The organism is Sphingobium sp. YBL2 (assembly GCF_000943805.1).
Taxonomy (GTDB): Bacteria; Pseudomonadota; Alphaproteobacteria; order Sphingomonadales; family Sphingomonadaceae; genus Sphingobium; species Sphingobium fuliginis.
In genome coordinates, this window is the sequence record NZ_CP010954.1 from 2,991,698 (window position 1) to 3,006,906 (window position 15,209).

General features: G+C 66.6%; 17 protein-coding genes. 11 read left to right on the top strand and 6 right to left on the bottom strand.

Annotated features, from left to right (window positions below):
• Positions 1–72 precede the first annotated feature (72 nt).
• Positions 73–771 (bottom strand): endonuclease/exonuclease/phosphatase family protein, encoded by a 699-nt coding sequence (locus tag TZ53_RS13795; RefSeq protein WP_170825606.1) that lies wholly within the window; start codon positions 769–771, stop codon positions 73–75.
• Positions 772–860: 89 nt separating this feature from the next.
• Between TZ53_RS13795 and radA the strand changes: the two genes are divergently transcribed.
• From radA to TZ53_RS13815, 4 genes are all read left to right on the top strand, one after another.
• Complete coding sequence (gene radA, locus TZ53_RS13800; RefSeq protein WP_044661660.1) at positions 861–2,228, top strand: DNA repair protein RadA; 1,368 nt, start codon at positions 861–863, stop codon at positions 2,226–2,228.
• 11 nt (positions 2,229–2,239) lie between these two features.
• On the top strand, positions 2,240–2,755 hold the full coding sequence (locus tag TZ53_RS13805; RefSeq protein WP_044661661.1) for a CvpA family protein: 516 nt from the start codon (positions 2,240–2,242) through the stop codon (positions 2,753–2,755).
• Positions 2,756–3,020: 265 nt separating this feature from the next.
• Positions 3,021–3,203, top strand: a complete 183-nt coding sequence (locus TZ53_RS13810; RefSeq protein WP_025551144.1) for a general stress protein CsbD — start codon at positions 3,021–3,023, stop codon at positions 3,201–3,203.
• A 118-nt stretch (positions 3,204–3,321) separates the two neighbouring features.
• The gene (locus tag TZ53_RS13815) at positions 3,322–4,644 is read left to right on the top strand and encodes an aminopeptidase P family protein (protein ID WP_044661662.1); all 1,323 of its coding nucleotides are present in this window, start codon (positions 3,322–3,324) and stop codon (positions 4,642–4,644) included.
• 393 nt (positions 4,645–5,037) lie between these two features.
• Here the strand turns inward: TZ53_RS13815 and TZ53_RS13820 are convergent, their stop codons facing one another.
• A complete protein-coding gene (locus tag TZ53_RS13820) occupies positions 5,038–6,411 on the bottom strand; it encodes an alanine/glycine:cation symporter family protein (RefSeq protein WP_044661663.1) in 1,374 nt (457 codons plus the stop codon).
• Between the two features lie 89 nt (positions 6,412–6,500).
• Between TZ53_RS13820 and glmM the strand changes: the two genes are divergently transcribed.
• The 5 genes from glmM to TZ53_RS13845 all read left to right on the top strand — a co-directional run bounded on the left by glmM (position 6,501) and on the right by TZ53_RS13845 (position 10,273).
• Positions 6,501–7,841 (top strand): phosphoglucosamine mutase, encoded by a 1,341-nt coding sequence (glmM, locus tag TZ53_RS13825; protein WP_025551139.1) that lies wholly within the window; start codon positions 6,501–6,503, stop codon positions 7,839–7,841.
• 123 nt (positions 7,842–7,964) lie between these two features.
• Positions 7,965–8,189, top strand: a complete 225-nt coding sequence (locus tag TZ53_RS13830; protein ID WP_044661664.1) for a DUF1272 domain-containing protein — start codon at positions 7,965–7,967, stop codon at positions 8,187–8,189.
• Complete coding sequence (gene thiD, locus TZ53_RS13835) at positions 8,186–8,947, top strand: bifunctional hydroxymethylpyrimidine kinase/phosphomethylpyrimidine kinase (protein ID WP_044661665.1); 762 nt, start codon at positions 8,186–8,188, stop codon at positions 8,945–8,947. The genes TZ53_RS13830 and thiD overlap by 4 nt, the downstream gene beginning before the upstream one ends.
• Positions 8,940–9,539, top strand: coding sequence for a ribonuclease HII (locus TZ53_RS13840; RefSeq protein ID WP_025551133.1), 600 nt, complete (start codon positions 8,940–8,942; stop codon positions 9,537–9,539). Before thiD ends, TZ53_RS13840 begins: the two co-directional genes overlap by 8 nt.
• Positions 9,540–9,631: 92 nt before the next feature.
• The gene (locus tag TZ53_RS13845) at positions 9,632–10,273 is read left to right on the top strand and encodes a L,D-transpeptidase family protein (RefSeq protein WP_229742465.1); all 642 of its coding nucleotides are present in this window, start codon (positions 9,632–9,634) and stop codon (positions 10,271–10,273) included.
• Between the two features lie 75 nt (positions 10,274–10,348).
• Here the strand turns inward: TZ53_RS13845 and ahpF are convergent, their stop codons facing one another.
• From ahpF to betI, 3 genes are all read right to left on the bottom strand, one after another.
• Entirely contained in the window at positions 10,349–11,929 is a 1,581-nt protein-coding gene (ahpF, locus tag TZ53_RS13850) for an alkyl hydroperoxide reductase subunit F (RefSeq protein WP_044661666.1), read from the bottom strand.
• A 203-nt stretch (positions 11,930–12,132) separates the two neighbouring features.
• A complete protein-coding gene (ahpC, locus tag TZ53_RS13855; RefSeq protein WP_013040906.1) occupies positions 12,133–12,696 on the bottom strand; it encodes an alkyl hydroperoxide reductase subunit C in 564 nt (187 codons plus the stop codon).
• Positions 12,697–12,827: 131 nt separating this feature from the next.
• The gene (gene betI / locus TZ53_RS13860) at positions 12,828–13,466 is read right to left on the bottom strand and encodes a transcriptional regulator BetI (RefSeq protein WP_044661667.1); all 639 of its coding nucleotides are present in this window, start codon (positions 13,464–13,466) and stop codon (positions 12,828–12,830) included.
• A 128-nt stretch (positions 13,467–13,594) separates the two neighbouring features.
• On the opposite strand from betI, the gene TZ53_RS13865 reads away from it, so the two are divergent.
• Together TZ53_RS13865 and TZ53_RS13870 are read left to right on the top strand one after the other, a co-directional pair.
• Positions 13,595–14,062: a hypothetical protein gene (locus TZ53_RS13865; protein WP_044661668.1), complete on the top strand. Its 468-nt coding sequence runs from the start codon at positions 13,595–13,597 to the stop codon at positions 14,060–14,062.
• A 71-nt stretch (positions 14,063–14,133) separates the two neighbouring features.
• On the top strand, positions 14,134–14,373 hold the full coding sequence (locus TZ53_RS13870) for a hypothetical protein (protein ID WP_025551125.1): 240 nt from the start codon (positions 14,134–14,136) through the stop codon (positions 14,371–14,373).
• Between the two features lie 116 nt (positions 14,374–14,489).
• Here the strand turns inward: TZ53_RS13870 and TZ53_RS13875 are convergent, their stop codons facing one another.
• Complete coding sequence (locus tag TZ53_RS13875; RefSeq protein WP_025551124.1) at positions 14,490–15,017, bottom strand: CarD family transcriptional regulator; 528 nt, start codon at positions 15,015–15,017, stop codon at positions 14,490–14,492.
• Between the last annotated feature and the right edge of the window lie 192 nt (positions 15,018–15,209).

The following is a 15,209-nucleotide window of genomic DNA, read 5'->3' on the forward strand; positions in this document are numbered from 1 at the left end:
CTGATGGACAGGCGCGTTTGCCCAAAGGGTTCGGTGCTCCCGCCCTCGCAGGAACATGATGGAGCTTCGCCGTCACCCCAGCTTGAATTCCGCCCAGATGGGCAGATGGTCGGACGCCTTTCGCGCCCCCGCGCTTTCATGCACGCCGCAATCGACCAGCTTCAACTGCCCGCAATGCATGATCCGGTCGAGCCGCGCCACCGGCCGTCGCGCATGGAAGGAACGGCCGCAGGGCGCGAAGCTGTAATGCCGTGCGAAATCCGCCAGGCACCCCCGTTCCGCGCTCCATTCGTTGAGGTCGCCCATCAGCACCGTCGGCATGGCGTCGCGCTGCCCTGCCGCGTGGATCACGGCGGCGGCCTGCTTGCGCCGCCAGAGCCCGGACAGGTCCAGATGCATGCCGAAGATGCGAAGATGCGTCTTGCCCAACCTGACCTCCGCCATGGTCGCGCCGCGCGGCTCCAGGCAGGGGAGGTGCAGAACGTCGTGCGCGCCGATTTCCACATCCTTGCGCACCAATATGGCATTGCCGTGCCAGCCCATCGAATCGACCTGCACGTTGAGCGGCACCGGCTTATAGGGGCTGATGCTCTCCAGCAGCCAGGGCGGCAGCGCCGCAGAGCGGACGCCGAAGCGCCGGTCGGCCTCCTGCAGGGCGATGATGTCGGCGTTCAGTTCGTTCAGCACGTCGATCACCCGCTCGGGAACCCGGCGGCGGTCGGTGCCTATGGCCTTGCGGATATTGTAGCTCGCGACGCGAATGGTCTTCATGGCGAAACAATGCGCCACAGCGCGCCCGGTTTCCATGGCAAGATGCAAAGAGGATTTGTGTTCCGCATATGTTCTGATATGCGTGCCGCATGGCCAAGGCAAAGCGAAAATTCGTCTGTCAGCAATGCGGCACCGTTTCGGGCCGGTGGCAGGGGCAGTGCGACGATTGCGGCGAATGGAACAGCATTGTCGAGGAAGCGGCCGAAACGGTCTTTTCCGCCCGCCACGACCTGCATAGCGGCGGCAGGGCGCTGACGCTGGTGGGGCTGGACGACAAGGTCGAACTGCCGCCCCGCACCACCACCGGCATTGCGGAGTTCGATCGGGCGCTGGGCGGCGGCATCGTGTCCGGTTCCGCCACGCTGATCGGCGGCGATCCGGGCATAGGCAAGTCGACCCTGCTGTTGCAGGCGGCCGCGCGCATTGCGTCGGCCGGGCACAGCGTCGCCTATATCAGCGGCGAGGAAGCGTCGGATCAGGTGCGCCTGCGCGCGCAGCGGCTGGGGCTTGGCAATGCGCCCGTGCAGCTTGCCAGCGCCACTTCCGTGCGCGACATACTGACGACGCTGGGGGAGGGCGCGCCGCCCGCGCTGCTGATCATCGATTCGATCCAGACGATGCACAGCGACCTGATCGAGGGCGCGCCCGGCACGGTGAGCCAGGTGCGCGCGTCCAGCCAGGAACTGATCCGCTTCGCCAAGCAGCGCGGCACCGCCCTGATCCTTGTCGGTCATGTGACCAAGGACGGCAGCATCGCGGGGCCCCGCGTGCTGGAGCATATGGTCGATACGGTGCTGAGCTTCGAGGGAGAGCGCAGCCACCAATATCGCATCCTGCGCGCGATCAAGAACCGCTTCGGCGGCACGGACGAGATCGGCGTGTTCGCGATGGTGGCCGAGGGGCTGGAGGAGGTCGCCAATCCGTCCGCCCTGTTCCTGACCCATCGCGACGAGAATGTGACCGGCGCCACCGTCTTTCCGGCGCTGGAAGGGACGCGCCCGGTGCTGGTGGAGATCCAGGCGCTGGTCGTCCGCCTTTCCAGCGGGGCCACGCCCCGCCGGGCTGTCGTGGGTTGGGACAGCGGGCGGCTGGCCATGGTGCTGGCCGTGCTGGAGGCGCGCTGCGGCCTCAGCTTTTCGACCTGCGAAGTCTATCTGAACGTCGCGGGCGGCTATCGCCTGTCGGACCCGGCGGCCGACCTGGCTGTCGCGGCCGCGCTGATGTCGGCGCTGTCGGAGCGGCCGGTGCCCGCCGATGTCGTCCTGTTCGGGGAAATCGCCTTGTCCGGCGAAATCCGCCCGGTGGCCCATGCCCCGTTGCGGTTGCGCGAGGCGGCCAAGCTCGGTTTCAACCGCGCTTTCGTTCCCGCCGCCGTGGCCGATGGGGTCAAGGGCATTTCGGTCAGCGGTTATCGCGCGCTTGCGCAACTTGTTGACCAGATGCTCGGCCGCGGATAGCCAACAGCGCGATGAACGCGATCGACATTCTCGTCCTGCTGCTGATCGGCGGCTGCGCCATTTTCGGCCTGATGCGCGGTTTCGTGCAGGAAACCCTGTCGCTGATCGCCTGGGTGCTGGCGATCTTCGCGATCCGCCTTTTTCACGCTTCGGCGACGGAACTGGCGGCGCCCTTCGTCGGCAGCACCAGCGGCGCGGCGGTGCTTGCCTTCGCCTTGGTGTTCGGCATCACCTTCGGCGCGGGCAAGCTGCTGGCTCACGCCATCGGCCGGCGCACGCGGCAGTCGGTGCTGGGGCCCGTCGATCGGGTGCTGGGTGCGGGCTTCGGCGCGGTCAAGGGGCTGATCGGCGCGACGCTGGTCTTTCTGGCGTTCAGCCTGGTTTACGACACTTTCTACGGCAGCGGCGCGCGGCGGCCGGATTGGCTGTCCGATGCGCGGACCTATCCGCTGCTGAACGCCAGCGGTCAGGCGATCAGCGAATTCGTGGCGGAACGGCGGGCGCGCAAGCCATCCGAGACGGACTAGAGCCAATCGGCATTCAGATGATGACGAGTCGAAAATGATGGTTTTCCGTGACCCGCAGCCTACTCAAAGTAGGTGAGCACCGGAATCACGGAAAAGCGTCATTTGCAGGCCGCCAAGGCTGAACGTCGATTGGCTCTAGCGGGCGATCCCCCGACTCCGCCTGTCACCCTGTTTCCTCTTTCCGTCCGTTCCGCCTGCGTATTGGAGGCAACTTTCGGTTCTGCCCGTCCGTTTATCGGACAACAGCAACTGAAGGAGACAACCGATGGGCGAGATGACCGACAAGGTGAAGGCGGCCGGCAACAAGGCGGCCGGTGCGATCAAGGAAGCGGCTGGCCGCAACCAGCGTGATCCCGATCTGGTCGCGGAGGGCAAGGCGCAGAAGGCCAAGGGCACGGCGCAGGACGTCAAGGGTTCGGTCAAGGGCGCGCTTGGCGACAAGATCTGAGCCCAAGTCCAAGAAGCTTCCATAGAATGGCCTCGCCTTTTTGGCGGGGCCTTTTACTGTATTATTGACATCATACGCCTCTTGCTGTTCCAATCCTTTCAGCAAGGAGTTCAGCGACATGTGGGATCGACGGTCGATAATCGCGGGCGGGACGGCTTCGTTCCTGTGCGCCGCCGGGTTGCGGGCGCAGGTCCTGCCGCCGCAGGGCTTTGCGACGCCTTCGGGCACCGTTCCCTTCGCGCCCGATGTGTTTCGCGAGCGCCGCCGCCGGGTGATGGAGGCGTTGAAGGACGGCGTCGCCGTCGTCCATGGCGCGGGGCCGGTGGAAAGCAGCGCGGCGGTGGCGCCGCCCTTCGTGCAGGATGGCGATTTCGCATGGCTCACCGGCATTGTCGACGAGCCGGACGCCGTGCTTGTCATGGCGCCCGCCGAACGCACGGTCAGGGAATGGCTGCTGCTGCCGTCGCGCGATGTGGAGTCGGAGCGGTGGGAGGTCGAGCGCCTGCCGCTGGGCACCGAAGTGGAGCGGCGCACGGGCTTTTCCCGGGTGGCGCGCACCGGCGGGCTGGGGAGCCTTGTCACCGCTTTGGCCGAGCGGTCCAAGACGCTGCATTTCCTGGGGCCGATCGTCAGCGCGTCCGCGCCCGTGCCCAAGGCGCTGGAGCTTTACGGCAAGGTGATGCAGCGGGTGCCGGGCGTATCCCTGAAGGACGACAGCGGCCTTCTGCCCGCGCTGCGCATCGTCAAGGAGGCGCGCGAACTGGAGCTGATGCGCAAGGCGATGGCGGCGACGGCGCGGGGCCATCTCGCCGCGATGAAGCAGGTGCGGCCCGGCATGACCGAAAGGCAGTTGAAGGCGATATTGGAGGATGGCTTCCGCGCCGGGGGCGGCGACGGGCTGGCCTATGACAGCATCGTCGCCACCGGGCGCAACGCGGCGTCGCTGCACTATACCGGCGGCGGCGGGGTGATCGGGGAGAAGGATCTGATCCTGATCGACGCGGCGGCCTCCGTCGGGGGATATGCCTGCGACGTGACGCGCACCTTCCCCGCCGGCGGCAGGTTCACCGACGAACAGCGGGCATCCTATGAGCTGGTCCTCGCCGCGCAGGCGGCGGCCGTCGCCAGGCTGAAGGCCGGGGTCTATTATGAGGATCTGGTCGAGGCGGCGAAGGACGTGTTCCGCAAGGCCGGGCGGGTGGACGACTTCACCCATGGGCTGGGGCATCTGGTCGGGCTGGACGTCCATGATGTGGGCGACATGTCGAAGCCGCTGCCGGCGGGCGCGGTGATCACCGTGGAGCCGGGGCTGTACGTCCAGTCCGCCAATTACGGCATCCGGATCGAGGATCTGTACCTGATCACGCCGACCGGTTCGCAGCGGCTGAGCGAAGCCGTGCCGCGCACCGTCGCGGAGATCGAGGCGGCGATGGGGCGGTAGGCTTGCTTTCCGGGCGGATGGAATCATCTGCTGAGTTGGAAAAGGCGACAAAACGGAAACTTGGAGCAGTCGAGCCGATGCAGTCGGATTGGAATTTGCTCAGGGGGGTGTGGGCAAGTTCAAAACCATCCTTCTCCCTTGAGGGAAGGATGGGAAGCCTTGGCGACGGAGGAGCCGGGGCGGGGTTGGATGAGGGGGCGGGCCTGCGGCCCGCGCGATCCCTTGGATCGCAACCCCCTCACCCAGCTGCGACTAGGCAGCAAGCTGCCAAGTCTGCGCAGCCCTCTCGCTCGAGGGAGAGGGGTAAGGTGGGTGTCCGATTCCTTCCCACATCATGCGGGCTGGCGAGACTTGAATTTGTCCGTGCAGGACCGCGGCTTGCTGAAATCGATTTTAATCCTCTTCGGGCGCGGCGAGATAGGCCCGCACGTCGCGTCGCAGTTCGCCCGCGCAGAGGTAGAGGGCGATGACATTGGGGATCGCCATCAGGAAGAAGCTGCTGTCGACGATGCCGACCACGCGGCCGAGGTCGATGGCGGCGGCGGGGGGCAAGGCGACGATATAGAGGATCTTGTAGGTCCATTGCGCCCGGGGACCGTTGCCGAACAGATAGCCCCAGGCCTGAAGCCCGTAAAAGCCCCACGCCACCAGCGTCGAATAGGCGAACAGCACCACGACCACCGCCAGCAGCCAGGGGAAGGAGGGCGAAACCTGCGCGAAGGCGGCGGAGGTGATGGCGATCCCCTCCAGCCCGCCATTCCATGTGCCCGCCACGACCAGCGCCAGCCCGCCCAGCGCGCAGACGATCATCGTGCCGAGCAGCGGTTCCAGCAGGGCGACCAGCCCCTCCGACACCGGATGCCGCACCCGCGCCAGGCTGTGCGCCATCACCGCCGATCCCACGCCCGCCTCGCTGGCGAAAACGGCGCGCCGCATGCCCGCGACGAAGGCGCCCACCGCGCCGCCGGTCGCGGCCTGCCCGCTCCATGCGCCGTGCCAGATGTCCGCCAGCGCGCCCGGAATGGCGGCAGCGTGGAGGATCAGCACGGTCGCGACGCCGATCAGATAGACCGCGACCTTGAGCGGCGTCAGCCGCTTCGCCACCTCGCCCAGCCAGGCCGCGCCGCCCAGCGTCACCAGCGCCACCGCGCCGGCCAGCATCGTGCCATAGGCCCAGCCATTGGCGAAGCCGGTCACCACCTTCACCTGCGCGAAGCTCTGGTTGACCTGCACCATGGGGATCGCCCCGAACAGCGCGAAAAAGGCGTAGAAGCCGCCCAATATCAGCCCGATCTTCGGCCAGCCGCGCGCCGCGCCCACCGCCTTCAGCACATACATCGGCCCGCCATGCACATGGCCCTGCGCGTCGAAGACGCGATATTTGAGGCCCAGCGTCACTTCCGCCATCTTCACCGTCATGGCGAACCAGCCGATGATGAACATCCAGAGGATCGCGCCCGGCCCGCCCATCGTCAGCGCGACCGCGACGCCCGCGATGTTGCCGAGGCCGATGGTGCCCGACAGCGCCGTCGACAGCGCGCCCCACTGGCTGACGTCGCCCTTCGCCTCGCCCGCATGCGGCTGCGCCCTGAGGATGCGGAGCGCCCGGCCCACCGCGGTCAGGTTGGGAAAGCCGAGCCAGAGGGTGAAGAACAGCATCGGCAGCGCCAGATAGAGCACGATCAGCTCGATCTGCGCGCCGAGCACCGGCACCTTCATGAAGACCGCGCCGGAAAGGGCGTCGACCGCTGCATTGAATCCGTCCATTCGCAAGGGGATGGCCGGTCCTTGCTGGAAAGTCGAACAAAGATTGCTATGGGAAGCATGAGAGCTTCACCGCGGGGCGGGCAGGGACGATGAGCAGGAAATATTTCGGTACGGACGGCATTCGCGGGCGCACCAACCAATGGCCGATGACCGCCGAACTGGCGATGAAGGTCGGCATGGCGGCGGGCAAGCATTTCCAGCGCGGCACCCATCGCCATCGCGTGGTGATCGGCAAGGATACGCGGCTGTCGGGCTATATGGTCGAAAATGCGCTGGTCGCCGGGTTCACGGCGGTCGGCATGGACGTGGTGCAGTTCGGGCCGATCCCGACGCCCGCCGTGGCGTTGCTGGCCCATTCGATGCGCGCCGACCTGGGCGTGATGATTTCGGCCAGCCACAATCCCTATTTCGACAATGGCATAAAATTATTCGGTCCGGACGGCTACAAGCTGTCGGACGAGGATGAGCTGAAGATCGAGGCGATGCTGGACCAGCAGATCCCGCTGGCCGCGTCGCAGGACATCGGCCGCGCCCGCCGCGTGGAGGATGCGCGCGGCCGCTATATCCATGCGGTCAAGTCCAGCTTTCCCGCCGATCTGCGGCTGGACGGGCTGAAGATCGTGGTCGATTGCGCCAATGGCGCGGCCTATCAGGTCGCCCCTTCCGCCCTGTGGGAATTGGGGGCGGAGGTGGTGGCGATCGGCGTCACGCCCAACGGCATCAACATCAACGACCAGTGCGGATCGACCGCGCCGCTGCTGTTGCAGGAAACGGTGGTGTCGTCGGGCGCCGACATCGGCATCGCGCTGGACGGCGATGCCGACCGGCTGATCGTGGTGGACGAGCATGGCGCGATCGTCGACGGCGACCAGATCATGGCCCTGATCGCGGGCAATTTCGCGAAGGCGGGGATGCTGCGCGGCGGCGGGCTGGTGGCGACGGTGATGTCGAACCTGGGGCTGGAGCGGTTTCTGGCCGGGCAGGGCATGGCGCTGGAGCGGACCAAGGTGGGCGACCGTTATGTGCTGGAGCGGATGCGCGAGGGCGGCTTCAATGTCGGGGGCGAGCAGTCGGGGCACATGATCCTGTCCGACTATGCAACGACCGGCGACGGCACGATGGCGGCGCTGCAGGTGCTGGCGGCGCTGGTGCGGTCCGGCAAGCCGGCGAGCGAGGTGTTGCACCAGTTCGATCCGGTGCCGCAATTGCTGAAGAATGTGCGCTTTTCCGGCGGCAGGCCGCTGGAGCATGAGGATGTGCGGAAGGTGATCGCGCAGGCGGAGGCGGAGCTGAACGGGTGCGGGCGGCTGGTGATCCGTCCGTCCGGCACCGAGCCGGTGATCCGGGTGATGGCGGAAGGCGACCGCGAGGAGCAGGTCAGGGACGTGGTGGAGCGCATCTGCGACGCCGTGGCGAAGGCGGCGGCGTGACGGCGTTGCGTTGCGGTTGTCCTTGCGGATATGGCGCTGCCTTTCCGGCGCGTCCGGGCCGGGGGAGGCGGCGGGAGATGGGTTCCCGCCTGCGCGCGAACGACGGACGGAGGGCGATCGTCCATGCTTGAGATGCGGCCCGATTGCGAACGCTGCGGCGTCGATCTGCCCGCCGACGAGCCGGGGGCGTTCATCTGTTCCTTCGAATGCAGCTTTTGCGCGCCCTGCGCGGAGGCGCTGGACGACCGCTGCCCCAATTGCGGCGGGGAGTTGATGGACCGGCCGACGCGGGTGGGGGATGCGTTGAAGCGGCATCCGGCTTCGGCGGAGCGGCGTTTCAGGGGATGAGCATCGCCCGCATCCTGATCGTCGCCGGGTCCGACAGCGGCGGCGGGGCCGGCATCCAGGCCGACATCCGCGCCGTGACGCTGTTGGGCGGCCATGCCATGACGGCGATCACCGCGATCACCGCGCAGAACACGCTGGGCGTGCAGGGCGTCCATCCAGTGCCGGCCGACATGGTGATCGCGCAGATGGAAAGCGTGATCGGCGACATCGGGGTCGACGCGGTGAAGATCGGCATGATCGGATCGGCGGAGACGGCGGCGGCGGTGGCCGAGCGGCTGGCGGCGCTGGAAGGCGTGCCCATCGTCTTCGATCCGGTGATGGTGGCGACCAGCGGTTCGGCGCTGGCCGATGAGGCGACGGTGGCGGCGTTCGAGCGGCTGATGGCGCTGGCGGCGTTGGTGACGCCCAATATTCCGGAGCTGGAGGCGCTGGGCGGGGAGGAGATCGCGGTCCGCTTCGCGACGCATGTGCTGGCCAAGGGCGGCCATGGCGAGGGGCCGATGCTGACCGACCGGCTGATCGGGCCGGGCGGCGTGGTGAAGGCCTGGAGCAATGCGCGGATCGACACGCGGCACAGCCATGGCACGGGCTGCACGCTGGCCAGCGCGATCGCGACCGGGCTGGGGCAGGGACGGGACATGATCGACGCGATCGAGCGGGCGCGCAAATATGTGCGGGAGGCGCTGGCGCTGGCGCCCGGCCTTGGCGGCGGACATGGGCCGATGGGCGCGCCGTTCGGATTTCATGACCATGCCTGATTTCGCCCATGAATTGCGGCATCATCCGGGGCTGGTCGCCGGGGTGGACGAGGCCGGGCGGGGGCCGCTGGCCGGGCCGGTGGTGGCGGCTGCGGTGATCCTGCGGCGGGAGGATTGCCCGGACGGGCTCAACGACAGCAAGCAGCTCAGCGCGGCGAAGCGGGCCGTGCTGGAGGGGGAGATCAAGGCGCGGGCGCTGTGCTGGGGCCTGGGGGTCGCTTCGGTCGAGGAGATCGACAGCCTCAACATCCTCTGGGCGACCATGCTGGCGATGACGCGGGCGGTGGAGGCGCTGACCCATGACTGCGCGCATGTGCTGGTGGATGGCAATCGCTGTCCGCAATGGCGCTGGGCCTCGACGGCGGTGGTCGAGGGCGACGCCAAATGCCTGTCGATCGCGGCGGCATCCATATTGGCGAAGGAGGCGCGCGACCGGATGATGATCGAGGCGGCGGCGGCGCACCCGCATTATGGCTGGGAAAGCAACAAGGGCTATGGCAGCGCCCGGCATCTGGCCGCGCTGCGCGAGCATGGGCCGACGCCGCTGCACCGCAGGAGCTTTGCGCCGGTCGCGCAGTTGAGCCTGCTTTAGGGACGCGCCGGGGCGGCGACCGTCCCGATCCGATACCGATGTGAGGCCGCCGGGGGCTGGCGCTGCGCCGTCTTATGGTTAAGAAGGTGTTTATGCGCGCCTTTCTGACCTTCCTGCTGTTGCTGACCTGTGCGGTGGCGCCGCCGGCCGGGGCGCTGGAGGCGCTGGGGCCGGGGGGCTATCGCTGGCTGGAGGAGGGGCCCTTTGCCGGGCCGCTCTATCTGGTCATCAGCATCGAGCGGCAGAGGGTGCATGTCTATGACGGCGACCGGCTGGTCGGGGTCGCCAGCGTGTCGACCGGCATGAAGGGGCATCGCACCCCCACCGGCGAGTTTCCGGTGTTGCAGAAGCGGGAATGGCATCGGTCGAACCTCTATTCCAACGCGCCCATGCCCTTCATGCAGCGGCTGACCTGGGACGGGATCGCGCTGCATGCCGGGCATAATCCCGGCTATCCGGCGAGCCATGGGTGCATTCGCCTGCCCCAGGCCTTTGCCCGCAAGCTGTTCGGGATGACGCAGATCGGCACGCTGGTCAGCGTGACGTTGGACCGGCTGAGCCCCGCGCTGATGGTGGATGCGCTGGTGGTGGGCGATCCGGGGAGCGCGGTCGCCACCTTCACGCCGCAGGCGCCGGTCGTGCTGGCGCAGCGCGACGATGCGGGGGTGGGAGCGGGCGCGCCGATGCTGGAGGTCGATCCGGGGATATTCCGGCTGAGGTTGATGCGGCGTTAGGGGGCCTTCAGATGGGGCAGGAAGGCGGCGGGTTCCTGCGAGACCCCGCCGCCTTCCTGTTTTCCGGCATTCCGATCAGGCCGCTTCCGCGGTTTCCTCCGTCGCGGGGAGGCGGATGAGATAGTCGAAGGCGGACAGCGCCGCCGTCGATCCGGCTCCCATGGCGATCACGATCTGCTTGTAGGGCACGGTCGTGCAGTCGCCTGCCGCGAAGATGCCCGGCTGGCTGGTTTCGCCGCGCGCGTCGATCTCTATCTCTCCGCGCGGGGAGAGGGCGATCGCGTCCTTCAGCCATTCGGTGTTGGGGACGAGGCCGATCTGGACGAAAATGCCCTCCAGCTCGACATCATGCTCCGTGCCGCCGTTGCGGTCCTTGTAGCTGAGGCCGGTCACTTTCTCGCCATTGCCGTCGACCCTGGTCGTCAGGGCCGAGGTGATGATCCTGACATTGGGCAGGCTGGCGAGCTTGCGCTGGAGCACGGCGTCGGCGCGGAGCTGGCTGTCATATTCGATCAGCGTCACATGGGCGACGATGCCGGCGAGGTCGATCGCCGCCTCCACGCCGCTGTTGCCGCCGCCGATCACCGCGACGCGCTTGCCCTTGAACAGCGGACCGTCGCAATGGGGGCAGTAGGCGACGCCCTTGTTGCGATATTCATCCTCGCCGGGCACGCCCATCTGCCGCCAGCGGGCGCCGGTGGAGAGGATGACGGTGCGGCCCTTGAGCGACGCGCCATTTTCGAGGACGACTTCGTGATAGCCGCCTTCGGCCCTGGCCGGGATCAGCTTCGCCGCCTTCTGGAGGTTCATGATCTCGACATCATAGTCCTTCACATGCGCTTCCAGCGCGGAGGCGAGCTTGGGCCCTTCGGTGCGGCTGACCGAGATGAAATTCTCTATGTCCATGGTGTCGAGCACCTGGCCGCCGAAGCGTTCCGCCGCGACGCCGGTGCGGATGCCCTTGCGCGCCGCGTAGATGGCCGCCGCCGCGCCGGCGGGGCCGCCGCCCACCACCAGCACCTCGAACGGGTCCTGGGCCTTGATCTTCTCCGCCGCGCGGGCCGCCGCGCCGCTGTCGATCTTCGCGACGATCTGCTCCAGCTCCATGCGGCCGCTGGCGAAGGGTTCGCCGTTCAGGAAGACGGTGGGGACGGCCATGACCTTGCGCGCGTCGACCTCTTCCTTGAACAGCGCGCCGTCGATGGCGGTGTGGCTGATGCGCGGGTTGAGCACGCTCATCAGGTTCAGCGCCTGCACCACGTCGGGGCAGTTCTGGCAGGAGAGCGAGAAATAGGTTTCGAAGGCGAAGTCGCCGTCAATATCCCTGATCTGCTGGATCAGGTCCTGCGCCGCCTTCGACGGATGGCCGCCGACCTGGAGCAGCGCCAGCACGAGCGAGGTGAATTCATGCCCCATGGGCAGGCCGGCGAAGGTGACGCCGATGTCCGTGCCGGTGCGGCGGATCATGAAGCTGGGGACGCGGCTGGCGTTACCGGCGGCGATCGTCACCTTGTCCGACAGTTCGGCGATCTCATCCAGCAGCGTCTTGAGTTCGCGGCTCTTGGGGCTGTCGTCCAGCGATGCGACCAGCTCGATCGGCTGGGTGATGTTCGCCATATAGGCCTTGAGCTGGGCCTTCAGATTTGCGTCCAACATCTTCGGTCTCCTTGGGTTGGGCGCGCCTATCCGGGGCGCGGCTATATGTTCGCCGGAACGGTGCGACCCGAAGGTCCGGCGGTGTTTGCGATGATGCGATTTGACTTCGTCGTGCTCCTGCGAAGGCAGGAGCACGCGGCATGCAGAGGCGCTGCCGGATCAGGGAGGAACTCGACCCGATCCGGCAGACGCCTTTCAGGTCTTCAGATCTTGCCGACGAGGTCGAGCGACGGAGCAAGGGTCGCTTCGCCTTCTTCCCACTTGGCCGGGCAGACTTCGCCGGGGTTGGCGGCGACATATTGCGCGGCCTTGACCTTGCGGAGCAGTTCGGTCGCGTTGCGGCCGACGCCTTCCGAGGTGATTTCCATGAACTGGATCACGCCTTCGGGATCGACCAGGAAGGTCGCGCGGTCGGCAAGGCCCACGCCCGGGCGCATCACGTCGAAATTATTGGTGATCTGGCCCGACTGGTCGCCCAGCATGTAATAGTTGATCTTGCCGATGGCCGGCGAGGTGTCGTGCCAGGCCTTGTGGCTGAAATGCGTGTCGGTCGACACCGAGTACACCTCTACGTTCAGCTTCTGCAGCGTCGGGTAGATGTCGGCCAGATCCTCCAGCTCCGTCGGGCAGACGAAGGTGAAGTCGGCGGGGTAGAAGAAGAAGACGGCCCACTTGCCCTTCACGTCGGCGTCGGTCACGTCGACGAACTTGCCTTCCTTGTAAGCGGTGGCCTTGAACGGCTTGATGGTCGTGTTGATAAGCGCCATGGGCTTTCCAGTTCCTTTTTAGGGGGTTGCTGTTGCCCGACCCATGTAGGGAAAGCGCAGGGCGCCGTGAAATTGGTTTTATCGACAAGGTTGATTGATAAAAACGATCACCGCCAGCTTCATTGATCGATCTAGCCGCTTCTCGGCTTTTGCAGGACGTAGTTCATCGCCTCCTCCAGCATGCCCAGCGCTTCCTCTATGGTGAAGGTGGAGGAGTCGAGGCACAGTTCCAGCCACAGGCCGTCGATCATCGCGGTAAGCCCGATGGCGGCGATGCGCGCGTCGGGACGGGGAATCTGGGGCGCCGCCTCGCGCAGCAGCACCTCCATGCGTTCGCGCCCGCCGCCATAGGTTTCTGCATGGGTGGCGGCGATGGCGGGATTGGTCTTGTTGAGGCTCCAGAAGGAAATCCAGGTCGCCAGCAGATCGGGGTCCAGCACGGGCGGCTGGAAGTTGGAGCGCAGATAGGCCCAGAGCCGTGCGCGGGGGCAGGAGCCGGCCTCCGCCACGGCGCGTTCCATGGCGGCGGCGACCTTTTCACCGACATCGCGATAGGTGGCCAGGATCAGCGCGTCGACGCCGTCGAAATAATGGGTGAGCAAACCGGCCGAAACCCCGGCATAGGCGCAGATCGCGCGGACGGAGGTGCCGCCCACGCCCTTTTCCGAAAGACAGCGCGCCGTCGCCTCGATCAGGGCCTGCCGCCGGACATCGGCGGATTCGCGAACGAACCGCGCCCTTTCCGGGCGCCCCTCAACCTTGTTCTCCATCTCTTTTCCCCGCCCATGATCCTGCCTTCCCGCCGCAGCCGCTGGCAAGCGGCTCCGCCCCCTGTCGGGAAATGGATCGAAGCCCCGCGTTCAGCGGTTTATCGGGTCAATTGCAAGGAGAAAGATGGATGAATCGTCGCAATCTGGGCCTGATTCTCCCGCTGATGGCGATGGGAGCGCTAACTTCCGGTTGCGCCAGGAGCGCCGACGAGGGCGGGGCCGCGAACAATGCCGCGCAGCCGGCCGATGTGGAGGCGATTGCCGAGCCGGATGCCGTCAATGCCGCCGCCAACGGGGCGGCGGGCCTGCCCACCGACGACTGGGTCGGGCGGTGGAATGGGCCGGAGGGGCTGTTCCTGGACATCCAGCCGTCGCCCGATGGCCGGCCCGGACATTATGCCATCGCCAATCAGGACAATCTGGACCGGCAGGGGGACTATCCCGGCGTGGCCGAAGGGGCGACGATCCGCTTCGTGCGCGACGGCAGGGACCTGAGCATTCGTCCGGGCACGGGCGCGGAAACCGGGTTCAAGGACCTTGCCGGCCGGCAGGATTGCCTGATCGTGCTGCCGGGCCGGGAGGGCTATTGCCGCTGATCCGGTCAGGAACCCGCCCGCTCGCTTGCGCATTTATGCCGCCGGGTGGCGTGAAGACGAGGAGGATTTCTATGGCGGATTATCAGGATCGTCCGGCGACGACCACGATCATCGAGAAGCGTGGCGGCGGCGGAACCATGGTGGCGGTTCTCTTGCTGGTCGTGGTCGTGGCGATTGCCGCCTTCTTCCTGATCAGCAGCCAGAGCCGGAAGGACAGCGCGGTCGAGAGCGCGGCCACGCAGGTCGGCCAGGCGGCGAGCGATGTCGGAGATGCGGCCAAGGACGCCGCGGGCGCCGCGAAGGGCGAATAGGACCGGCGCCGCACCGGCGGTTTCCCGCCGTTCATCCGGTTGGATTGCAAAAAAAGGGCGCCCTGTTCGGGGCGCCCTTAATTCAGGCCTGCCGTCGTCGGCTCAGCCGGATGTCGTCAGCCTTCCACCTTCGCATGCCGGGGTGCGGCTTCGTTGAGGATGCGCAGGATCTTCTTGAGCGCGCTCGGCTCGTCCGTTTCCTCCATCGCCGCGAGTTCGCGGGCGAGGCGGCTGGACGCGGCTTCGAAGATCTGCCGTTCGGAATAGCTCTGTTCCGGCTGATCATCGGCGCGGAACAGGTCGCGGGTCACTTCGGCGATCGACACCAGATCGCCCGAATTGATCTTCGCTTCATATTCCTGCGCGCGGCGCGACCACATGGTGCGCTTCACCTTGGGCTTGCCCTTCAGGGTTTCGACCGCTTCCTCCAGCGTCTTGTTGGAGGACAGCTTGCGCATGCCGACGCCCTCGGCCTTGTTCGTGGGCACGCGGAGCGTCATCCGCTCCTTTTCGAAGCGCAGGACATAGAGTTCCAGCTCCATGCCCGCAATCTGCTCCTTCTGCAGTTCTATGACGCGGCCAACGCCATGCTTGGGGTAAACAACATAATCACCTACGTCAAAGGACAGCGCCTTGGCAGCCATTTGAAACCTTTCCATGTCTTCGGGGGAGCGGTGGCATTCGCGTTGCAGGTGCGAAAAGGTGCACGAGCCAGGGGAAGCGCGGCGCCACCATCATAACATCAGGCATTTGTCTCCGTAGTGGACGCGACCATGTCCACCTGTTGGCGCCTATTTAGCAGATTCGTAACAAAATTGCCACCCCCGGACACAAAA